Source organism: Caballeronia sp. HLA56, assembly GCF_054655155.1.
The window spans coordinates 1,215,467-1,238,114 of sequence record NZ_BAAHOB010000001.1 but is presented as its reverse complement, the minus strand read 5'-3'; the positions used below and the strand labels follow the sequence as shown (position 1 = coordinate 1,238,114).

Here is a 22,648-nt window from a genome sequence, read left to right as displayed (position 1 = left end):
GACGAAAAATCCACCCGCGCGCGTTTGTCATGGCAGTGTTTCGATTCAACCTTCGCCGTTCCCTGGAGTTTCAATGATTCATCGACCTGGCCGGTCTTTCAACACGCCATCGCGCGCGGCGTTCGCTGCGGCTGGCATTGTCGCGTCCGCGGTGCTCGCCGCGCATCCGGGCGCGGCTTTCGCGCAGGCGAGCGAGGTTGCAGCAGGCGCTACGCAGCAGTACGCGGTGAAGCCCGGTCAGTCGCTGAGCGATATCGCCGGCGAACTCACCGGTTCCAAGGAACGGGCCGTCAAGGAAAAGATGGCGCGCGCCCTGTTCGAAGCCAATCCGAACGCGTTCGCCGGGCACGACATCAACCGGTTGAAGCTCGGTTCGGTGTTGAACGTGCCGGCAACGGATGCGGGCGGAGCGTCCGCGCCGGTCTCGGCGTCCGCATCGACGCCAGCGCCGGTCCCGCAGGAAAACGCGACGGCGAGCGCATCCGCGACTGGCGTTGCACCGGCGTCAGCGACTCAAGGCGCCGCGAGCGAGCCCGCGCCGCCCGAAGCAGCCTCGAATCCCGCGCTTGTTGCGAGCGCGCCGAATGCCGTTGCGCCGGCGTCCGAGGCAAGTACCACAATGGCGCCCGCGAAGCCCGAGGTCGCCACTTCCGCTGCGGCGCCCGCGACCGGGTCGCCGCTTTCGGACCCCAGGATTTTCCTTGGTGGGCTGGTTGGGCTGAGTGTCATATTCGGCCAGTGGTATATCAGAAGGCGTAATCGCGCCAAACTCGAAGCGGCGAGAGCGGCAGCGGACCCGCGCGCGCCGCGAACCTTTTCCTCGATGGAAGAAGCGGAAGCAGACGCCGCCGCGCGTAACGAAAAGCTGCGTCAGCAACGCGAGCGCGAGCGTTTGGCTGCTATCGCCGTGGCGAGCGTAGATGGCAAGGCGGTTCAGCGCGACGATCAGTCGGAACTGAACGCGGTGGCGGCGAGCATCGAGGATTACGATGCGGCGCAAGTTTTCCCCACGCCGTCCGATGACGACGCGGTCGCGCGCATGACGCCATCGGCCAGGAATCCGGCGTCGCAAGCCGAGCCGTTCGTTCCCGCGACGCCCGCCGCTTTGCACGCGGAATTCGTACCATCTGCGCGCGAAGAATCATCGAACGACGCCGACGCGCACGAAACGCATGCCCGTGAAATCGCTGCACGCCAGGCCGCCGCGCTCGAAGCGCGCAAATGGGAAGAACAGGAGCGCGAAGCCGCCGCGCGACAGGCTGCGCATCAGGAAGCCGAGGAACGGGAGACGCGCGCACGTGAGCTCGCGGCCCGCGAGGCGCTCGCCCGCGATCTGTCCGCTCGCGAAACGCAATTGCGCGAAGCCGAAGCGCGCGATGCCGCCGAGCACGCGGAACAGGCCCGCGAGGCGGCGGCGCGCGAAATCATCGCTCGCGAAGCCGAACTGCGCGAAGCTCAGGCGCGTGCGGCCGCCGAGGAAGCCGCCGAGCAGCGCGCGGCAGAACAGCGCGAGATCGAGCACGCAGCGCTCGACGTGCCGCCCGAGCCGGAACTCGACGACGATCCATCGCCCGGTCATCGTTTCCCGATGCCCAAGTTTCCCAAAGAAGCAATCCAGGCGCTCGACTCGCTCGAACTCGGTCTGCCGCCGCGTCTCGAACTGACGCTGAACACGCCTCATGATTTGGCGAGCTCGCCACCGCAGGCGCTTGAAGGCGCGCCCCGTGAGTCCGCTGACGCGGCGCCGTTGCCGTTCATCCCGCAGCCGGTGGCCCACGCGCAGACGGCTCACGAGGACTTGCCGCCCGTGCCGCGAGGGGATTCCGTCGTCGCTCAGATCGAAGCCGGCACTGCAGGCGCCGCGGCGGTGGCCGGCCTCGGAGCCACCCAGTACGGCCCGCTGAGCCTCGACTTCGACCTGAATCTGCCGGCGAGCCAGACTGCACCGTTGCCGGCGCTGACGCCTTCGCAACTGGCGACAATCGCGCGAAACAAGCTCGAACTAGCGACCGAATACATCGAACTGGGCGACTTGTCGGGCGCGCGCACGTTGCTTCAGGAAGTGCTCGCCTCGAACGATTCAGCCACGCGTCCGCAAGCCGCCGCGTTGCTTTCGACGCTCGCGCCGCATTCCTGAAATGCGCATTGCATTAGGCGTTCAGTACGACGGCTCGGCGTTTTCCGGCTGGCAATCTCAGCCGCATGGCAACACGGTGCAGGACGAACTCGAGCGCGCGCTCGGGGAGTTCGCGCAGACTCGTTTGCAGACGGTCGTCGCCGGACGGACAGATACCGGGGTTCACGGGCTGGGCCAAGTCGTGCACTTCGACACGGAACTCGACCGTACCGAGTTTTCCTGGGTGCGCGGCACGAATGCGTTTTTGCCGGAAACGATCGCGGTGCAATGGGCGAAGCCGATGCCCGCCGACTTCCACGCCCGCTTCAGCGCATTCGAACGCACTTACTATTACGTGCTGTACATCAATGCGGTCCGTTCACCCATGCTCGCGAAACGCGCTGGCTGGGTGCACACGCCGCTGGATGTCGGCGCGATGCGTGAATCGGTGGCGTGTCTTATCGGCGAGCACGACTTTTCGTCGTTCCGCGCGGCGGATTGCCAGTCGAAAACGCCGGTCAAGCATGTGTATCGGATCGATGTACGCGAGCAGGGCAACTTCGTGCACTTCCGGTTTCGCGCCAATGCGTTTTTGCATCATATGGTACGCAATCTAATGGGATGCTTCGTTGCCATTGGCCGGGGAAAACATCCGGTTTCGTGGATGACCGACGTACTCGCCGCGCGCGACCGTCGTATCGCCGCGCCGACCTTCATGCCGGACGGCCTATATCTGGCGGAAGTCGGTTATCCGGCGCAATTCGCGGTGCCGCCTGCGCATATCGAAAGCATGCCGTGGAGCGCCGTCTGGGCGAACGAGAAATGAGCGAACGGGATCTTCATCGAACGAGAATCAAGCTGTGCGGACTTTCCCGCGCCGAAGACGTGCGCCACGCCGTGGCGCTCGGCGCGGACGCCGTGGGCTTCGTTTTCTATCCACCGAGTCCGCGTTCGGTGAGCGTCGCGCAAGCGGTCGAACTGGCTCGGCATGTGCCGCCCCTCGTGTCGGCAGTCGGTTTGTTCGTCAACGCGACGCCGGAATGGGTGAGAGAAGTCACGTCGAACGTTCCTCTGTCCATTTTGCAGTTTCACGGCGACGAGACACCCGAACAATGCGCCGAGTTGGCCGCGATTGCGGGTTTGCCCTATTGGCGCGCATTGCGAATCGGGCCTGATGCTGCAACGAGCGATTTGATAGAATCGTCTCTTAAATTTGCAGATGCTGGCGGCATTCTTCTCGACGCACTCGTCGAGGGCTTTGGCGGCGGCGGGAAGATATTCGATTGGTCACTTATCCCAACAGATCTAGGGCATCGGGCCGTTTTGAGTGGTGGGTTGAACACGCAAAACGTCAGTGAAGCCATCCGGCGCGTGCGCCCGTTCGCGGTCGATGTCTCAAGCGGCATCGAAACGCCGGGCGCCAAAGGCGTGAAAGATCCCGCCCGGATGGCGGCATTCGTGCGCGCGGTGCGCGAAGCGGATGCCAGCTGAATAAAAACGTGAATTCGCCGCAATGGCACTTCACCACCGAAGAGTGACGTAATGTACAACTTACCAGACGAAAGAGGCCATTTCGGCCAATATGGCGGCATTTTCGTGTCTGAAACGCTCATCCACGCGCTCGATGAGTTGCGCGTCGCGTATGAAGCCGCTCAGCAAGATCCCGAGTTTCAGGCGGAGTATCACTACGAACTGAAGCATTATGTGGGTCGCCCTTCCCCGATTTATCACGCAAAGCGCTGGAGCGAAATGCTTGGCGGCGCGCAGCTTTATTTGAAGCGCGAGGACCTTAATCACACCGGCGCGCACAAGGTCAACAATGTGATCGGCCAGGCGCTGCTTGCGCGCCAGATGGGCAAGAAGCGTGTGATCGCCGAGACGGGCGCAGGTCAGCACGGTGTTGCAACCGCCACCATTGCCGCCCGCTTCGGCATGGAATGCGTGGTGTACATGGGCGTCGAGGACGTGCGGCGTCAGGCTGCGAACGTGTATCGGATGAAGCTGCTGGGCGCGACGGTCGTGCCGGTCGAATCGGGCTCGAAGACGCTGAAAGACGCGCTCAACGAAGCCATGCGCGACTGGGTGACGAACGTCGAAAGCACGTTCTACATCATCGGCACGGTGGCGGGCCCGCATCCTTATCCAATGATGGTGCGCGACTTCCAGCGTGTGATCGGCGACGAATGCAAGGTGCAAATGCCCGAAATGGCCGGTCGTCAGCCGGACGCGGTGATAGCGTGCGTAGGCGGTGGATCGAACGCAATGGGCATCTTTTATCCCTATATCGACGACAAGGACGTGCGCCTGATTGGCGTCGAGGCAGCCGGCGACGGCATGGACACCGGCCGTCACGCAGCCTCACTCATGGGCGGTAGTCCCGGCGTTTTGCACGGCAATCGCACCTATCTTCTGCAGGACGACAACGGCCAGATCATCGAGACGCATTCGGTTTCGGCGGGTCTCGACTATCCGGGCGTCGGTCCCGAGCACGCGTGGCTGAAGGACGCGGGACGGGCCGAGTATGTCGGCATCACGGATGAAGAAGCGCTCAAGGCCTTCCACGACTGCTGCCGCATCGAAGGCATCATCCCGGCGCTCGAATCGAGTCACGCGCTGGCGTATGGCGCCAAGCTCGCTAAGACGCTGCCGCGCGACAAGGTGCTCCTCGTCAACCTGTCGGGCCGGGGCGACAAGGACATGCACACGGTCGCCGAGCGATCGGGCATTCAGTTCTGAGCGGCCGGATGCGCACTGTCATCGACGAACCGTTGTCCGTCGGCGCGCTCACGGGCGCCGACATCGATATCCGCAATCGTGATTTCCTGGCCGATGCCGCAACCATTCCAGACGCGTCGATCGACTTGATCGTCGCGGACCCTCCCTATGGTTTGGGCAAGGACTACGGGAACGACTCGGACATGCGGTCCGGAGACGCCTTCCTTGAATGGACGTACGGCTGGCTTGAACTGGCCTTGCCAAAGCTCAAGCGAAGCGGTTCGCTGTATATCTTCTGCACCTGGCAGTATTCGCCCGAGCTGTTCGTGTTTCTCAAGCGCCGGCTGATGATGGTCAATGAGATCGTCTGGGACCGGCGTGTACCGAGCATGGGCGGAACGACGCGAAAATACTCGTCGGTGCATGACAACATCGGCTATTTCGCGGTATCGAAGGACTATTACTTCGATCTCGATCCGGTGCGCATTCCTTACGACGCAGTGACGAAGAAGGCGCGCTCGCGCAAGATTTTCGAAGGCAGCAAGTGGCTGGAGATGGGCTACAACCCGAAAGACGTGTGGTCGGTGTCGCGTTTGCACCGGCAGCATGCGGAACGGGTCGATCATCCGACACAAAAGCCGCTGGAGATCATCGAACGGATGGTGCTTGCCAGTTGCCCGCCGGGCGGCCGCGTGCTTGATCCATTCATGGGCAGCGGCACCACGGGTGTTGCCTGCGCGCGTCACGGACGGCTCTTCACCGGATACGAGATAAACGCGGACTACTGTGCGATCGCTGAACAGCGCACGGCGCAGGGACGCGAGGATCGATTGCAGGTTTTGCGCGCACCTAGCGTCAGTCTCGTACCGGAAGCTGCCCGATAGCGCCATTTTCGTCGCTGAAATGCGTCAGATGCCGAGACAACGACGTCTGACGCCCACGAATACGACTGCGAGAAATTTCTCATGTCACGCATCAAAACTACATTTGCGGCACTCGCCGCCGAAGGCAAGAAGGGGCTGATTCCGTTCATTACGGCGGGCGACCCGAACCCTGAACAGACCGTCGAGTTCATGCACGCGCTGGCGAAGGGCGGCGCGGACGTCATCGAACTGGGCGTGCCGTTTTCGGACCCGATGGCCGACGGTCCCGTCATTCAGCGCTCGTCGGAACGCGCACTGGCGCGCGGCGTGACGCTCAAGCGCGTGCTTGCTGATGTCGCGCGTTTTCGCCAGACGAACGACAAAACGCCGGTCGTCCTGATGGGCTACGCCAATCCGATCGAACGCATGGGCGCGGACGCTTTCGCGGCGGCAGCGAACGAAGCGGGCGTCGACGGCGTGCTGGTGGTCGATTACCCGCCCGAGGAAGCCGAGGAATTCGGCACGAAGATGCGCGCGGCCGGCATCGATCCCATCTTCCTGTTGGCGCCGACTTCGACCGACGAACGTATCGCGGCGGTCGGGAAGATTGCGAGCGGCTACGTCTATTACGTCTCGCTGAAAGGCGTGACCGGCGCGGCAAATCTGGACGTTTCCAGCATCGCGAGTAAAATCCCGGCCATCAAGTCGCATGTGCCGCTGCCGGTGGGCGTGGGTTTCGGCATCCGCGACGCGCAAACTGCCCGCGCGGTGGCTGAAATCGCGGATGCCGTGGTCATCGGCAGCCGGCTCGTGCAGTTGCTCGAAGAGGCGCCGCCGGATACTGCCGCGGCGTCGCTTACGACATTCATCGCGGAAATCAGAGCGGCGCTCGACGCCGCCAAGTAAAAATGCAGTCGCGGCCGCGCCGGATTCCCTCGGCGCGGCGCCGCGACCGTCTGAACACTGAAGGAAATTCGATGAGCTGGCTCGACAAATTGTTGCCGCCCAAGATTAAACAGACCGATCCCAAAAGCCGCAAGGGCATTCCCGAAGGCCTGTGGGTGAAGTGTCCGGCGTGCGAGGCGGTGCTGTACCGCAACGACGTGGAGGCGAATCTGCATGTGTGCCCGAAGTGCAGCCACCACATGCGAATCGGCGCGCGCGAGCGGCTCGATCGTCTGCTCGATCCGGAAGGCCGCTATGAAATCGGCCAGGAAGTCTTGCCGGTCGACGCCCTCAAGTTCAAGGACAGCCGCAAGTATCCGGACCGCCTGAAAGAGGCGATGGAAGACACCGACGAAACCGATGCCATGGTCGTCATGGGCGGCGCAATCCACACCATACCGTGCGTCGTGGCGTGCTTCGAGTTCTCGTTCATGGGCGGCTCGATGGGTTCGGTGGTCGGCGAACGTTTCGTGCGCGGCGCGCGCAATGCGCTCGAACAGAACGTACCGTTCATCTGCTTTACGGCTTCGGGCGGCGCGCGCATGCAGGAAAGCCTGCTTTCGCTCATGCAGATGGCCAAAACCACTGCGCTCCTCACCAAGCTGGCCGAGGCAAAGCTGCCGTTCGTCTCGGTGCTGACCGACCCGACCATGGGCGGCGTGTCCGCGAGCTTCGCGTTTCTGGGCGATGTGGTGATTGCCGAGCCGAAAGCGCTCATCGGCTTCGCGGGTCCGCGCGTGATCGAGCAGACGGTGCGTGAAAAGCTGCCGGAAGGCTTCCAGCGCGCCGAGTTCCTGATGACGAAGGGCGCCGTCGACATGATCGTGGATCGCCGCAAGATGCGCGAGGAAATTGCCCAGTTGATGGCATTGATGACCCGACAGCCCGCCGACGCCGTCGCCTGACGGCTTCGAATGCAGCGCCGCGCCGCGCGTGAACCCGCGAGGTTCCGCGCGGCGCTTTTGTTTCCCGATCTCGAAAATGAACACTTTCCCCACTCTCGACGCCTGGCTCGCTCATCTCGAAGCGGCGCATCCGGTCGGTATCGACATGGGTCTCGCGCGCATCGGTCGCGTGAAGGAAGCGCTCGGGCTTTCCTTCGCCTGCCCGGTCATTACCGTCGGCGGCACGAATGGCAAGGGCTCGACGTGCGCGATCATCGAAACCATTTTGCTGCGCGCGGGTTATCGCGTGGGCTGTCACACGTCGCCGCATCTGCTTTCGTTCAACGAGCGGGCGCGCGTAGATGGCGTCGAGGCAAGTGACGCCGAGTTGCTGCAGCATTTCGAGGCCGTGGAAAAAGCGCGCGCGAGTCTCGCCGAGCCGGTCTCGCTGACTTATTTCGAATTCACGACGCTCGCGATCCTGCATCTCTTCGCCTCGCGCACACTAGACGCCGTGGTGCTCGAAGTCGGGCTCGGCGGGCGGCTGGACGCGGTCAATATCGTCGATACGGACTGCGCGGTGATCACGAGTATCGACATCGATCACACGGACTATCTCGGCGATACGCGCGAGAAAATCGGCTTCGAGAAGGCGGGCATTTTCCGCTCGGGCAAGCCCGCGATTTGCGGCGACCCGACGCCGCCGCAAAGCCTGATCGATCACGCCGAGGCGATCGGCGCGGATTTGTGGCTTGTGGGCCGCGATTTTCGCTACGAAGCGCAGCCGGGCAACGAGCGCCAGCAGTGGAGCTACATCGGACGCGCACAACGGCGTTCCGCGCTGGCTTACCCGGCGTTGAGGGGCGCGAATCAGCTCATCAATACGTCGGCCGCGCTGGCGGCGCTCGAAGCGCTGCGCGACCGTCTGGCCGTGTCTGCGCAGGATATCCGGCTGGGCTTGGCGAACGTCGAGTTGCCGGGACGCTTTCAGGTGCTGCCGGGCAAACCGCAGATCATTTTGGATGTCGCGCACAATCCGCACGCCGCCGCCGTGCTCGGTCAGAATCTCGGCAACATGGGCTACTTTCCGTACACCTACGCGGTGTTCGGCGCAATGGGCGACAAGGACATCGAAGGCATCGTCAATCAGCTCAAGGGCGAGGTCGATCACTGGAACGTGAGCGCGTTGCCTACTCCGCGCGCCGCGTCGACCGGCCGCCTGGCCAAGGTTTTGCGCGATGCCGGTGTCAACGAAGGCCCCGACAGCAGCGTTTCACAATTCGACACACCGGCCGAAGCATTTCGAGATGCGTTAAGTCGTGCGTCCGAAAATGATAGAATTTTGGTTTTCGGCAGTTTCTACACGGTTGCCGGCGTCATGGCATACCGGAAATCGCAGCATCACTGAGACGGTTGGCGGTCAGCCGCAAGGCAAACCCCCGCACCAAGCTTCTCGCACCAAGCCATACATGGGACTTTTCTCGTTCGGCAAGAAAGACGACTCCGGTCGCGACGCATATTCCGACTCACCGCGCGGCACGCGTCATACCGTCCGCACGGAACGCCGCACGCGCCGCCCCGAGCGCACCGACGCCGACGCGATGATGCTCGACCCCACGCTGCCCGAAAAGCAGCGTGCCCGGCGCAGGCTGGTCGGCGCAATCGCGCTCGTGCTGGCCGCGGTCATCGTTCTGCCCATGGTGCTGGACTCACGCCCGAAGCCCGTCACCGACGATATCTCCATCGATATTCCAAGCCGCCCCGCGCCTGCCGTGAAGCAATCGCGCGAAGCCACCGATGCCGACACGCAAGCCGGCGTCGCGCATGACGGCCCTGCGGCGACATCGAACGGCGTGGCGGCGGGCGTAGCGCAGCCCGACGCGCAAACGCCGGCGCCAGTTCAGCAACAGGCGCAGGTCAAACCGGAAGCAAAGTCCCCGGCACCCGCGAGCCAGCCCGCAAAAACCCAGGCGGCCAAGCCGCAGCCGGTCGCGCCCGCCGAAGAAGCCAATACCGCCGCCAATGCACCGAGCTCGCCTTCGTCGCCGGCCGGCAGCCGCTTCGTGCTGCAAATCGGCACCTTCGACGACGAAACTGCCGCGCAAAACTGGGTCAACAAGTTGAAAGCGGCCGGTGTGCCCGCATATCTCGAACATCGCAAGCAAACGGACGGCTCCACGCGCGCTCTGTTGCGCGCAGGACCGTTTGCGGATCGCACGGCGGCATCGGCGGCGCTACAGAAGGTGCGGCAAGCCGGACTTGCCGGTGGCAAGCGGCCAGCGAACTGAGGCGAACCAGAAGCTCGATGTTCACCAGTTTCGACTATGCCGTGCTCGCCGTGATCGGCCTGTCAGCCTTGCGCGGCATGTGGCGCGGCTTTCTGGCCGAAGCGTTCGGTCTCGTCGGCTGGGTGGCGGCTATCTTGATTGCAGGGCGCTTCGTCAGCGTCGTCGTGCCGTACATACCGTCCACGTGGCCGGGCGGTGCATTGACGCAATGGCTCGTGGCGTTCCTGCTGGTGGTGGCGGCCGTGCTGCTTCTGTCGAGCGTGCTGTCCGCGCTCCTGACGCGCATCACCGAAGTCACCGGCCTGCGCGGCGTCGACCGCTCGCTGGGTTTGCTGTTCGGCCTCGCCAGAGGGGCTATATTGGTAGTCATCCTGGTCGCCCTGGCGGGCTTGACCGAACTGCCGCAGAAAGATTTTTGGCGCAATGCGCTGCTCGCGCCCATGGCCGAGCAAGGCGTGCGTGAACTGAAACCGCTGCTCCCCGCTACGCTTGCCGCGTATGTGCGTGTCGCCCCGGCCCCCGATGCCGGCGACGCGGCGCGAAACGTCGCACAATAGACGAACGGCTGGCTACATGAGGGACGCGATACGGCGCCCGCCTGCGAACAGGCGGTGTGGACCGGCACCGCCTATCGACCCCGTCGACCCCGTTTCGACTCTTTGAAGGACCATGCCATGTGCGGCATCGTAGGTGTAGTTTCCCAAAGTCCCGTCAATCAGCTGATCTATGACAGCTTGCTGCTTCTGCAGCATCGCGGCCAGGACGCAGCGGGCATCGCCACGGCGAACGGCAACAACTTCCACATGCACAAAGCCAATGGCATGGTGCGCGACGTGTTCCGCACGCGCAACATGCGCAGCCTGCCGGGTACGGTCGGCATTGGGCAAGTGCGTTATCCGACGGCGGGTTCCGCATCGAGCGAGGAAGAAGCGCAACCGTTCTACGTGAACGCGCCGTTCGGGATCATCCTCGCGCACAACGGCAATCTGACCAACTGGACGCAGTTGAAGGACGAGATGTTCCGCATCGATCGCCGGCACATCAACACGGCGTCGGACACGGAAGTCCTTCTCAACGTCTTCGCGCATGAACTGCAGCTCGCGAGTTCGGGCTTGCAACTCGACGCCGCCGCGCTCTGGAAGGCGGTTGCGGGCGTGCATCGGCGGGTGAAGGGTTCTTACGCGATCGTCTCGCTGATCGCGGGTTACGGGCTCGTCGCGTTCCGCGATCCGTTCGGCATTCGTCCGCTCGTGCTCGGCAAGCTGGAAACCGCGACGGGCGTGGAATGGATGGTGGCGTCGGAATCGGTGGCGGTGGAAGGCGTGGGCTTCGAGTTCGTGCGCGATGTCGAGCCGGGCGAAGCCATCTTCATCGACGCGGAAGGCAACCTCCACAGTCATCAATGCGCCGAAAAACCGACGCTCAACCCCTGCATCTTCGAACTCGTGTATCTCGCGCGTCCGGATTCGTGCCTCGACGGCGTGCCCGTCTACAACGCGCGTCTGCGCATGGGCGACTATCTTGCCGAGAAGATCAAGCGCGTGCTGCCGGACGTGCCTATCGACGTGGTCATGCCCATTCCCGATTCCTCGCGTCCCGCCGCCATGCAAGTGGCCGCGAAGCTCGGCGTTGAGTATCGCGAAGGCTTCTTCAAGAATCGCTACGTGGGCCGCACCTTCATCATGCCGGGCCAGGCGGTGCGTAAGAAGTCGGTGCGCCAGAAACTCAATGCCATGGCCATCGAGTTCAAAGGCAAGAACGTGCTGATCGTCGACGACTCAATCGTGCGCGGCACGACCTCGCATGAAATCGTGCAGATGGCGCGTGACGCCGGCGCAAACAAGGTGATCTTCGCGTCCGCCGCGCCGCCGGTTAAATTCCCTAACGTGTATGGCATCGACATGCCCACGCGCGGTGAACTCGTGGCGCACGGCCGCAGCGACGAAGAAGTCGCGCGCATGATCGGCGCGGATTATCTCGTCTATCAGGACGTGGCCGACCTTAAAAGCGCGATCCGTGACATCAACCCTGAGTTGCAGGAGTTCGAGGCTTCGTGCTTCGACGGCAACTACATCACCGGCGACATCACGACCGAGTATCTCGACCGGATCGAATCGGCGCGTCTTGCGCCGCAATCGCAGTCGGATCGCGACAATGCAAGCGACGTGCAAGAGGGCGACGTCGCGCGCTCGCAATTGCATCTGCAACTGTCGGTGGAATGATTCGTTAGCTGGTTGAGGCATGAAGAAAGCCCGCCTGGTCGATGACCGGCGGGCTTTTTTACGTCTTCAATGCTGACGCGGGTCAGGCGCTCTCAGGCCATTGCGCCAGAGACCAGGCGCTATGCCGAAGCGCTTCGAGAACGCATGCGTGAACGCGCTTTGATCGGCGAAACCGACATCGAGCGCAATGTCCGACAACGCGGCGCGCGGATCGGCAAGCAACGCAAGCGCGGTATCGAGCCGCAAGCGATGCAGATAGCGATGCGGCGTCTCGCCAAACGCCTCGCTGAATAGCTGATGAAAGCGCCGCATGCCGAAGCCGCAGTGTGCGGCGAGATCGGCAATGCGCAGCGGCTCCGACAAATGCAGCCGCAGCCATCGGTCGATGCGCGCGAAGTCGAGGCCACGCGCTTCGGCCACGACGGATGCGCCCGCGTCGGCCATCAACGCGCCGCACAGATGCGCGGCGGCTTGCCAGGCGAAGCGGCCATCGTAAATGCCTGCATTCAGCGCGATATCGGCGACGAGCTGCGTCATCGCGGAATCGAGATCGACGGTGCGCGCGCGTTCGAAAAAGCGCTCGGGCACCGCTACCGACGTCGCCGGAAGATCGAGCACGAGTTGGCGATTCACGCCCTCGGCCCAGTATTCATGCCGCGCGTGAGCCGGAATGATCCACGCGCGATGCCGGTCGATATGCGACTCGCGCCCGTCCACCGCCATGCCCATTGCGCCGTCGAAGCCGAGCACGATCTGATGGAAGTCGTGCTCGTCTGTCGCCTGCACCGCTTCATAGCGGCGCAGCGAAATGCCTGGACGATGGACTGGCGCGTTCATGGCGTCGACGCTCAGACGTCGAGCAGTTCCACTTCGAACACGAGCGTGGCGTTCGGCGGAATGACGCCGCCCGCGCCACGCGCGCCGTAGCCGAGTTGCGGCGGAATGGTGAGACGGCGCGTGCCGCCCACTTTCATGCCTTGCACGCCTTCGTCCCAGCCCTTGATGACCATGCCGCCACCCAGCACGAAGGCGAACGGGTCGTTGCGGTCCTTGCTTGAATCGAACTTCTGTCCGTCGGTCAGCCAGCCCGTGTAGTGCACGCTCACCGTCTTGCCCGCGACGGCTTCGGCGCCTTCGCCAACAGCGATGTCTTCGTATTTGAGGCCGGAATCGGTCGTGACTTGCGCCATGTTGTGCTCCCTGGTTGCCCGGCCATGCGCACGTTCGTCATGCCATGGTCCGGTGGTCGAAACCACCATTGTAGAACGTCGCAGGCAAGCGGGAGGGCAGTGCGCGCACTGCCCGAAGGGTCACCGAGGCGCTTTCAGGGATGACGTCCGCGCGGATTCATGCGGCTGCCGATAGCGGGACGCGGTCCCACGGGCGAGCCGACACGCGGACCCGAATGCGGTTTAGCGTTCGTACCGAAGTCGGTGCCGATAGGCGTCTGATCGATGACGACGGCGGCGTCGCGGTCATGCGATTGCTGCCGGGCCTGCTTGAGCGCGCGCACTCGCACGTAAGCCATCGCGACGAAAGTCCACGGTGCGAGATAGGCGAACTCGGGCACGGAGACCATCATCATCAGCCAGGTGCCCACGCAGCATTGACGTAGCGCCATGCCGCGCGCGTCCCAGTCGAGCTTGAACGCGGGATACAGCATGAGCGCGCTGATGCCGACGAGACCGACCACGCCCGTGTTCACGAGCAACGTGGAGAACAAATCGGTCGAGCGTATGTAGCCGAAGCCGATGCCGAACAACTGATTCATCGGCGTCGCGCCAAGCCACATCTGCACGGAATTCAGGACCAGCATCGAACGGTCCGAGCCCGATTCGTTCTTGCCTTCGAGCTTGTCCATCACCATCTGCTGGAACAGATCGGCGATATAGTCCTGCGCGAGATAGGCGATCACGCACACCACCGCGAGCGCGATCAACGCCTTGATCGGGTTGATGCCGAGCTTGCGCATGCGAATCAGCGCATAAACCGCATAGCCGATCAGCACCGTCGACGACGTACTCATGATCAGCGAAATGCCGATGATCCACACCGGCCAGCGTACGCGCGAGGTCGCGTTGAAATACACCCAGAAAGGGAAGATGGACATTGCGTACATGGAAGGCTCGCCGGTCAGCGCCTTCAGCCGCTGAATGGGGAAGCCCTTGATGTCGATCTGCTGGAACGAGCTGCCGTTCACGGTGCCGTCCGAGCGCACGATACCCTTGCCGAACTGATCGCCAAATGCACGGTTCGAGATGAAGTCGCCCGGCTGTCCAGTCGCGACGAAGTAGACCACTTCGTACATGCCGTAGAGCGCGAAGAGCGTCACGGCCACGAGAATCCACTGGTCCCAGGTCGGCTTGTAGAAGTAGTAGACGTAGGATGCGTAGAGCACCACCGCCGCGACGTAGATCGACTGCGTGAACATGCTCTTGCGCAGGATGAACGTGACGAGGTCGGTGTCGTCGACCATCGCGACCTTGCTGAAGTCGGGATCGAAAGGCGCCATGACGTCCGCGAGCTGCGAGGTGCAGAACATCAAAAGCCATACGACCACGGCCGCGATCAGGAAGTGCATCCAGTTCTTGCGCGCCTTGCCGCCGAAGAGCAGCACGAGCGGCACCGAAAGAAAGCACATCAGATAGCCGATCGTCGTGCCCTGGATGCTCGGCATCACGAGGAACGACGTCACGGGCATCGCGAAGGCCCATATCTGGTAGAAGCGGTCTGTCAGCGCGAGTTTTTCTTTCATCGGTCGGGGGCTCTTCAACGCGCAACGCCGCGTGAGACACGCGGCGTTGCGTAATCGCTCTTTTAGTGGGCCAAGCTTAATTCACCGGCTTGAACGAACTGGTGTATGCCGCGGCATAGCCATAACTGCGACGGTTGCTGCGCCGGCGCGGAATTGCGTTGAAGACCGAACCCACGAGTCTGCCGCCCGCGCGCTGCACCTTCTTCACGGTCTCCTCGATCTCTTCCTCGGTCTGAATGCCCGAGCGCAACACCAGCACCGTGGAGCCCGCGTCGCTTGCGACGATCGCGGCATCCGTGACGGCGAGGAACGGCGGGGTATCGACGAGCACGAGGTCGAACTGGTCGCTCATGCGCGCGAGCATGTCGCGGAAACGCGGCATCATCAGCAATTCGGACGGATTCTGCGGATAGCCGCCGCACGACATGAACGACAGGCCGGGTACGCCGACGTAACGCAGCGCATCCGTGATGCCGATATCGCCCTTCAGCACTTCCGCGAGGCCGCCAGGGTTTGACTGCTTGAAGAACGACGCGATATGGCCACGGCGCATGTCGGCGTCGATCAGCAACACTTTCAGGCCGATTTCCGCGAGCAGCACGGCGAGGTTGGCCGCGACGAAGCTCTTGCCTGCCGACGGAATCGGGCCGGTCAACATGACGATGTTGTTCGGCGCATTGACGAGATCGCGATACAACTCGGTACGCACGGCGCGCAGCGCTTCGACAGCCGGATCGTGCGGGAAGCGCGAGGCAAGCACGCGAGCGTCTTCGTCGCGTTCGTCCACATGCGGCATGGTCATGGCATCGTGTTGCGCCTGGTCGTAGTGCGGCAGGGCCTTGGGCGCGGCGCCGTTTTGTTGCGTGCCCGAGAAGCCGAGCGCGCGTCCGACCGGCGACACCGCGATCTCGTGATCGAGCACGAGTTGCTGGCGGCTGAACAGTACCTCGCCCAGCACCGGCACCGACAGACGGCGTTCGACGAACATCGGGTCGGTCACGCCGATCATGGCGTGACGGCGCAGGAAGATGAAGAACGTGCCGACGAAGAAGCCAAGACCCGTACCTGCGAGAATCACGAGCATCTTGTTCGGCTTCACCGGGCGATGCGGACGCAGCGCGTTGTCGAGAATATGCGCGCCGCCGCTCGTGCTCGCTCGACGCACCGACAGCTCCTCGGCCTTGTTCATCATGCCGAGGTAGATGGTTTCGGCCACGCGTGCATCGCGCGTGAGTTCGGCGCTTTGACGCTCCGACGCCGGCATGCTGTCGAAGCGCGACTGGATCTGCTTGTTGGTCGCTTCGAATTGGGCGATCTGCTGATCCAGGTTCTTCACTTGCGGGCTGTCGGGCTGGAAGCGCTGCAAGGCCTGCGTGCGCTGCAGTTGCAGCATGGCGAGCTGTTGCATCGACGTGATGCTGCCTTGCAAATACGCTTGCGCCTCATTAACCGGCTGCACCGACTGCGATTTCGAACGGAACGCGCTGAGATTGCCTTCGGCCGTCTTCAGGTCGGCTTCGAGACGCGGCAACTCGCCGCGAATGAACTCGAGCGTCTTGGTGTCGTTGGCCTGACGGCTCGCGACTGCCGCCGACATGTACGCCTGACCGAGCGCGTTCGCGACATTGGCCGTGAGTTCGGGGTCGTCCGCATTGAACGAAATCTGCACGATGCCCGTGTCCTTCGCTGACTCGGTCACCTTCATCGTCTTGAGCATGAGCGCGATGGCGTCGAGCGTGTTGTAGCGGATCACGTCGAAGTGCACGCCGGGATGGCCCACCACGCTGTCCACGAGCATCGACACGCCATTCGCAGCTGCCGGACGGCCAACGGTGCCACGCACGAGCACGTCGCCGTCTTCGTCGCGCAGTTCGTACTGGTTCTTGTCGAGCAGCACGAAATCAAGCTTCGAATCTTCGAGCGATGCAGGCACGTCGAGCCGGCCGATGTTCAGTTCCTCGCCGCCCCAGCCATACGAATCGAGGCCGAGCCATGCGGGCGAAAGTTGACCGCGCTTGGCGAACAGGTCGGCGATCTGCCCGAGGACCGGCAGCGTACGCGGCTTCGCCTTGATGTCGAAGTGAAATTGCTTGACGACCGGTTCCAGCACGGAACGGCTTTGCATCACCGAGATCTCGGCGGGCGCGATCTGATTGACGGTCTGCGCCTGCTGCTGCATCTGCTGCTGATTCTGCGGCGTGATGCCGAGCGCGTTCGGATCTGGCGGATCGACGCGGATGATGACGTCGGCGGAGTAGATCGGCTTGGCGAGAAACGCATAAGCCGTGGCGAGCAAGGCCGCGCCCGCGATGAACAGCATCAGCATGCCGATATGGTCGCGAAGCAGTTTGAGCATATCGCTCGCGGTGAATTCACCGTCGTCCTTGCCTGAGCGCGAAGATCCGGAGTTGACATAGAGCGTGTTCAAAGGCGCCATCCTCAATTCGATAGTTAGAACGTAGTTGTCAGGGCGTTGGAAAAAACGAATGCCCCGGCGGCTAAAGCCGCGGTACGTCTCTTTGCTTTATTTAATCCGGCGGTACGGCCGGTGAGTCGCAGCAACATGAATGCTTGGGGCCTGCGGCGTCGGTCAGCGCGGGCCTTGACAGCCCCGGCGCATCTTGCAAACCCCTACGATACTTGCAGATAAATAGAAAAAAATTATCCTAAGGGGCATCTTCCGGCCCTGAGTTATCTGCGTCTGTTAAGTACCGAACGTTGTAATGCTCGAAAGGTCAGGCATGCCGCTTGCGCGATGGCGGATTTGGGCGATAATGCGCGGTTTGCCTGAGCCCGGGCACGCCTCACGGCATAGGGTTGGCTTTGATGAATTCGCGGACCACGTCGAAACGTGGTTTTTTTGTTTTACCGTCGTCGTGAATCACGCCGTAGTTGCCGTCGCCACCAAAGCGCTGGTCGTCGTAAAGCTCGTAGAGCGTCACGTTCTGAATGCCATAGGTCTTCGCCATCGAGACGAAACCGCCCAGCGCGTTCTTTCCCACGAGATACCCCGAAGGGTCGGGATGATCCGGACGTACACCGTATTCCGTGATCCAGATCGGCTTGCCGTAACTGTCGCGCAAACGCTCCAGCACGTTGGTCTTTTGCGATCCCGCTGCCGTGATCGAACCCATGTCGGAATACCAATGCCACACGGTAATGTCCCATTGCGGCACGGGATGCCCTTTGGTTCCGTCCGGCTGCGTGCCGGAAAAGAGCATGTCCGGAAAGGCGAAATGCAGCCAGCTGAACGACGTGAGCAGAATCTTGGCGTCGGGGTTGGATTCGCGAATGCCCTTGATGAGACCGAGGATCGAGCCGCGCGCCTTCATGTACATCGCGTTGTCGTAATCCGACGGATGCTCGCCGCTGCGGTCATCGCCGCGTATGGTCCAGTTGTCGTACTCGTTGCCCACCTGATAGTAGGTCACCACGCCCTTCAGAATGCGTCCGGAGAGCTTGCCGAGTTCGTAGCCGCGCGCGAATGCTTCCGCTTCGTTGGCGCGCTTCTGCACTTCGAACGGTGTCACGAGAGCAAGCACGCCGATGCACTGCCTGGACGCCTGACGCGCGAAGTCCGCGACCATGTGCGCGCTTTCTTCGTTCGAGACGTCCTGGGCGTACACGGTGACGCCGAGTTCGCGAAGCTGCGAAATCTGCAAACCATAGTCGCTCGTGCGATACGCACCGCGATGTTCGATATGGCCAGCAATGCCGTAGAACACGCCGGCCGACTCATTGCCGCATTTCATCTTGGGTGCGGCGAATGATGGGGTGTCGGCATTGGCATCGGCCTTGGCGCCGCCGGTGCGGCTTGCGTGATACGCATCGGGACTGCCGCTGCGCGCGAAGAGCAGAACGGAGCCGCAAAGCATTGCGCCGAAGAAGGCGACTACGATCAGAATCGTTCGCTTCAATATCTGGACCTCGGGAAGGCGAAACTATTTGGCCAGCATGTCCGAATGTTCGCGCGTGGCGGGATTGGCCGCGCCGCGCGAGCTCGATGCGCTCGTCAGGATGCTTTGCGCTTGCGCGTCGAAAACTTCACGCGAGAAGCGGCGGCGGAAGTCGCGCGTGAGCGCGGCCATCGAGTAGGTGCTCGCCGAGAAGACTCGCTTTACGAAAGACGCGGAGTCGTCGACGGGAAACAGCAGCGCATCGGGCAGATAAGATTCGAGACCCGACACCCGCGACACGACAACTGGACGTTCCGCGAGCACCGCTTCGATCATCACGAGCGGCACGCCTTCATACGCTGAAGGCAACACGAGCGTGTCGCTTGCGACGATATACGGCAGCACGTCCTTCTGCGGCCCGACAATACGCACGCATGCGGCAAGCGCGGGACTCTTCTCGACGATTGCTTCGAGACGCTCCGCATCCGGTCCTTCGCCGACGATCAACACCAGCGTTCGCGCGAACGCTTCCTTGTGACTTTCGATAGCCTGCATCAGAAAGTCCTGACGCTTCTGCTGGAAATTCAATCTGCCGATATGCGCGATGATCGTGGTGCCGTCATCCGGCAGACCCAGCGATGCGCGTGCTTGCGAACGCGTGAGCGTTGAACGGCTGAAGCGGTCATCGACATAGTTTTCGAGGATCGTGGTCCGCGCACGCGGCGCAAGTGCGCGCAATTTGCCACGCAAGTGCTCGTTGAGCGTGACGAATTCATCCGGCATGCGATACAACACGCGCTTGATGAGCCACTTGATCTTCTCGGCGGCGCCCGCGTTTTCCGGCGCTTCGTCCACGAGAGGAAGATAGCTCACGGCGGTAACACGCGCCTGGCGCGCGGCGAAAAGACCTGCGAGACCGGAAGCGATGGTGCCTTGCGCGATCAACAATTTTTCGAGTTCGAGACTACGCAGGATGGCGGCCGTGGAGCGCACCATGCGGACGAGTTCGATCATGTTTCCGCGCAGCGATTCGGCCGTATAGGTAAGACCGATGACCTTCACTTTCTTATGCTTGAGCGATAGTTCGCTTACATAACGAAAAAGCGGTTCATTAGCGGTCGGCACGAGAATGTTAAGCGTCTCGATACCTGTGCTTGCGACGAGCGCAAGCATCAGGCGCTTGAGCATTTCCTCGTGCCCGCCATTGATGCCCGAATCGCAGTAAATACCTAACTTCACCGGCCTTCCCCCAAAAACGCGTTCAACGCGATGGCTTGTCGATGAACTGCATGAGCATGCGCGCGCTTTCCGTCCAGCGATACTTCTCCGCGTGTGCAATGCCGCGCTGCTTGAGATCCTCGCTTAGTGCCGGCGAGTCGAGCAATTCGCGCAGCTTAGCCGAAATATCCTCGACGGAGTACGGATCACAATAGATTGATGCGTCGCCGCACGTCTCCGGCAGCGCCGCTGCGCGTCCGACAAGCGTCGGACAGCCATTGCGCATGGCTTCCAGCGGCGGAATGCCGAATCCTTCGTAAATCGAAGGATAAAGAAAGCAAGCTGCATCCTGATATAAAGCTTTGAGCTTTTCATCGCTCACGTAGCCCGCTTGCTTGATGTTAGGCGCACTCGAGAGATCATGCGCGCGGCCAAAAATAGTGGCGTTCTTCATGCCGACAATAACGAGGTCGATAGACGGATCGTTCAGTCGAATGAACGCGTCGACAAGACGTTGAAAGTTCTTTGTCGGGTTCATGCTGCTCACTGCAAGCACGTACCGGTTCGGCGTGAGATCGAGATCCTTGATGACGGACCGGTCCGGCACGACGTGATCGAGATGGTCCGCTGCGAGCGGCACGACGCCGATACGTTTGGCATCCACACCGACATGATGCGCGAGGCGGTCGCGCGAGAACTCCGAATTCGTCATCACGCAACTCGACGTGCGCGCGAGAATCCAGAACATCACGCGATACCACATGCGGAACTTCCACGAGAAGTGCGCGGGCGTGTCGAACACTGCGGCATCGTGCATGTAGATGACCTGGTTCGCGCGAAAGATCGAACCCGAGTTACTCAGATTGACAATGCGCGAGCGGCCCGCAAAGAGTGGCAGGACGAATTGTTCCCACAGCACGCCTTTACCGAAGCCGAGCTTCACGGTTTCGACGCCGGCCACGGGTTCGAGCCCGTCTTGCGGCGGCACGGCAAGCGTCACATGCGAGCCTTGCGGCAGCTTGACGAGCGCGGCTACGAGCTCGCGCGCAACGCGTTGTACGCCGGTGGTCTTCTGACTCGTGAACCTGCCGTTGTAGACGAGCTTGTTCGGGGCAATAGATGTGTCCATGTCTCGGGCGGGTCAGTACTGTGATTCGGAAGTGGGTTCGTACGATTCGAATTCGTTCGATTCGACGGGCTCTTTCAAGTACCTGTCCGAACCGAATTCGTATACCGAGAGCCACTTGCGGAAGATGGCTTCCATCGAGAAGCGCCGGCTAGCCGTTCTTTTCGCGGTTTCGCCCATGCGCGCACGCAGGATAGGGTCGTCGCGCAACATGGCGATGTACTTTTGCATGTCTTCGTGCGTCGTGGCGACGAAGCCAGTCTGCCCGTGCAAGACGACATCGCGATTGCCGACCACGTCTGTCACGACAGCGGGAATGCCCGCGACCTGCGCTTCGATCAACGCGATCGGCATGCCTTCCCAGCGCGAGGTCTGCACATAGATGTCGAGGCCGGAGGTCAGGGCGAGCGCGCGTTCACGCGTGACCCAGCCGCTGCATACGACTGAATCGCTCGCAGTCTGACCGGGCAATTCATCGAGGTTTCCGCCGATCCACAAGAATTGCGTCGTGGAGTTGCGCAGATCGGTGGCGAGCTGCACGAAGGCTTCGTGATTCTTCTGGAACGATGCGCGTCCGCTCATGCCGACCACGACTTCACGGCCGTCTTTCTCAAGACGCGAAGGAATCTCCAGCACGTTGACGCCGTTCTCGATCATCTCCGTGTTGCGCGTGCGCATCTGCGTTTCTATCTCGTGCTGTTCGCTCTTGGAGCACGCGACGATGGTGCCGCCCATGCGTGCTGCAATGCGCTCGAAGCTGAGATAAGCAAACTGCTTTGCCGCCGATACATCGCGACGCAGAAACGCAAGGCCATGCGGCGAATAGAACACGCGGGCACGCGGCGCGGCAATGCGCGCGGCGGCCCGTCCCAGCACACCCGCCTTGGACGAATGCAAATGCACGACCGACGGATTGCATTCCTTGAGCTTGCGCACCAGCTCCCACATGCTCGTCCAGTCTTTCTTCACACTCACTTCGCGAAACATGCTCACGTAGACGAGCTTCACGGCCGGGTGAAAGAGGCTCGCGAAGTTGTTCGGCGTTTCGGGCCGGATGGAGTGGAGGATCGTGACGCCGACGCCTGCAGCCGCAGCACGGTTCGAGAGCTGAGTGAGCATGGAGAGGACTCCCCCTCCAAAGGCTTCGGTTATATGTACGATCTCTTTCATATAGAACTCTGCAATGAGCAAAAGCCGAGCGCCCGCGGCATTCGCAATTGAGAAGGCACGGCGGTCTTGTGTTTATAGGTGGAGTGGTGAGCTCCGCTTGCCAACGCGCCTCGCTGGGTCCGTTATCGGTTCCGTCGAAGGAGGCATCTATGACGGCCTGGAATGCAGTATCACTAATCGACCTGAGTTTTTCTGTTCGATTAATACATATGCAACCTAACCGGTGCGCCTCGATCTCTCAGAACCGGGCGGCAACGCACACGGACTTGCTGATTCCCCTGCTAATCGGCTTTGCAAAGCCCGCGTTAGCGAATCTGGCATAAGGAAAATCAAAACTGCGAACTGGTCTAAAGAATTCTTAGGCCAACGTCGACAGTTTGTTCACGCAGTGAAAGACGAATGCAAGCGAGCAAGGCAGCAGGTTAATCGACTTCCGATTCGGCCTTAAGC

At 61.9% G+C, this 22,648-nt stretch carries 19 protein-coding genes; 11 read left to right on the top strand and 8 right to left on the bottom strand.

Translation table 11 applies throughout. The features are described from left to right. Positions 1–73: 73 nt before the first annotated feature. The 11 genes from ACYQ47_RS05645 (at position 74) to purF (ending at position 12,033) form a co-directional block, all read left to right on the top strand. Positions 74–2,137, top strand: coding sequence for a FimV/HubP family polar landmark protein (locus ACYQ47_RS05645; protein ID WP_459904711.1), 2,064 nt, complete (start codon positions 74–76; stop codon positions 2,135–2,137). Position 2,138: 1 nt separating this feature from the next. After that, complete coding sequence (truA, locus tag ACYQ47_RS05640; RefSeq protein ID WP_250493104.1) at positions 2,139–2,942, top strand: tRNA pseudouridine(38-40) synthase TruA; 804 nt, start codon at positions 2,139–2,141, stop codon at positions 2,940–2,942. Then, positions 2,939–3,607: a phosphoribosylanthranilate isomerase gene (locus tag ACYQ47_RS05635; RefSeq protein ID WP_309850098.1), complete on the top strand. Its 669-nt coding sequence runs from the start codon at positions 2,939–2,941 to the stop codon at positions 3,605–3,607. Before truA ends, ACYQ47_RS05635 begins: the two co-directional genes overlap by 4 nt. A 51-nt stretch (positions 3,608–3,658) precedes the next feature. Further along, positions 3,659–4,852 carry a tryptophan synthase subunit beta gene (gene trpB, locus ACYQ47_RS05630; protein ID WP_244829123.1) on the top strand — a complete coding sequence of 398 codons (1,194 nt, stop codon included), beginning with the start codon at positions 3,659–3,661 and terminating at the stop codon, positions 4,850–4,852. 8 nt (positions 4,853–4,860) lie between these two features. Next, positions 4,861–5,715, top strand: a complete 855-nt coding sequence (locus ACYQ47_RS05625) for a DNA-methyltransferase (protein ID WP_459904710.1) — start codon at positions 4,861–4,863, stop codon at positions 5,713–5,715. Positions 5,716–5,796: 81 nt separating this feature from the next. Next, positions 5,797–6,600 (top strand): tryptophan synthase subunit alpha, encoded by an 804-nt coding sequence (gene trpA, locus ACYQ47_RS05620; RefSeq protein WP_250509822.1) that lies wholly within the window; start codon positions 5,797–5,799, stop codon positions 6,598–6,600. A gap of 71 nt (positions 6,601–6,671) precedes the next feature. Next, entirely contained in the window at positions 6,672–7,544 is an 873-nt protein-coding gene (accD, locus tag ACYQ47_RS05615) for an acetyl-CoA carboxylase, carboxyltransferase subunit beta (protein ID WP_459904709.1), read from the top strand. A 76-nt stretch (positions 7,545–7,620) separates the two neighbouring features. Then, positions 7,621–8,931: a bifunctional tetrahydrofolate synthase/dihydrofolate synthase gene (gene folC, locus ACYQ47_RS05610; protein WP_310393720.1), complete on the top strand. Its 1,311-nt coding sequence runs from the start codon at positions 7,621–7,623 to the stop codon at positions 8,929–8,931. A 61-nt stretch (positions 8,932–8,992) separates the two neighbouring features. Then, positions 8,993–9,811, top strand: coding sequence for an SPOR domain-containing protein (locus ACYQ47_RS05605; protein ID WP_244829129.1), 819 nt, complete (start codon positions 8,993–8,995; stop codon positions 9,809–9,811). A gap of 17 nt (positions 9,812–9,828) precedes the next feature. Beyond that, positions 9,829–10,368 (top strand): CvpA family protein, encoded by a 540-nt coding sequence (locus ACYQ47_RS05600; protein ID WP_244829130.1) that lies wholly within the window; start codon positions 9,829–9,831, stop codon positions 10,366–10,368. A 117-nt stretch (positions 10,369–10,485) separates the two neighbouring features. Further along, entirely contained in the window at positions 10,486–12,033 is a 1,548-nt protein-coding gene (gene purF / locus ACYQ47_RS05595; protein WP_244829131.1) for an amidophosphoribosyltransferase, read from the top strand. 66 nt (positions 12,034–12,099) lie between these two features. Here purF and ACYQ47_RS05590 read toward each other — a convergent pair whose 3' ends face one another. The 8 genes from ACYQ47_RS05590 to ACYQ47_RS05555 all read right to left on the bottom strand — a co-directional run bounded on the left by ACYQ47_RS05590 (position 12,100) and on the right by ACYQ47_RS05555 (position 22,198). After that, on the bottom strand, positions 12,100–12,870 hold the full coding sequence (locus ACYQ47_RS05590) for a helix-turn-helix transcriptional regulator (protein ID WP_459904708.1): 771 nt from the start codon (positions 12,868–12,870) through the stop codon (positions 12,100–12,102). 11 nt (positions 12,871–12,881) lie between these two features. Beyond that, positions 12,882–13,223 carry an FKBP-type peptidyl-prolyl cis-trans isomerase gene (locus ACYQ47_RS05585; RefSeq protein WP_244829133.1) on the bottom strand — a complete coding sequence of 114 codons (342 nt, stop codon included), beginning with the start codon at positions 13,221–13,223 and terminating at the stop codon, positions 12,882–12,884. A 134-nt stretch (positions 13,224–13,357) separates the two neighbouring features. Then, the gene (locus ACYQ47_RS05580) at positions 13,358–14,788 is read right to left on the bottom strand and encodes a hypothetical protein (RefSeq protein ID WP_459904707.1); all 1,431 of its coding nucleotides are present in this window, start codon (positions 14,786–14,788) and stop codon (positions 13,358–13,360) included. 76 nt (positions 14,789–14,864) lie between these two features. Beyond that, positions 14,865–17,225: a polysaccharide biosynthesis tyrosine autokinase gene (locus ACYQ47_RS05575; RefSeq protein WP_250466488.1), complete on the bottom strand. Its 2,361-nt coding sequence runs from the start codon at positions 17,223–17,225 to the stop codon at positions 14,865–14,867. Between the two features lie 367 nt (positions 17,226–17,592). Continuing rightward, positions 17,593–18,705 carry a glycosyl hydrolase gene (locus ACYQ47_RS05570; protein WP_459904706.1) on the bottom strand — a complete coding sequence of 371 codons (1,113 nt, stop codon included), beginning with the start codon at positions 18,703–18,705 and terminating at the stop codon, positions 17,593–17,595. Between the two features lie 24 nt (positions 18,706–18,729). After that, entirely contained in the window at positions 18,730–19,923 is a 1,194-nt protein-coding gene (locus ACYQ47_RS05565; protein ID WP_250493113.1) for a glycosyltransferase, read from the bottom strand. Between the two features lie 22 nt (positions 19,924–19,945). Continuing rightward, a complete protein-coding gene (locus ACYQ47_RS05560) occupies positions 19,946–21,031 on the bottom strand; it encodes a glycosyltransferase family 4 protein (protein WP_244829138.1) in 1,086 nt (361 codons plus the stop codon). A 12-nt stretch (positions 21,032–21,043) separates the two neighbouring features. Next, complete coding sequence (locus ACYQ47_RS05555) at positions 21,044–22,198, bottom strand: glycosyltransferase (RefSeq protein WP_244829139.1); 1,155 nt, start codon at positions 22,196–22,198, stop codon at positions 21,044–21,046. Positions 22,199–22,648 lie beyond the last annotated feature (450 nt).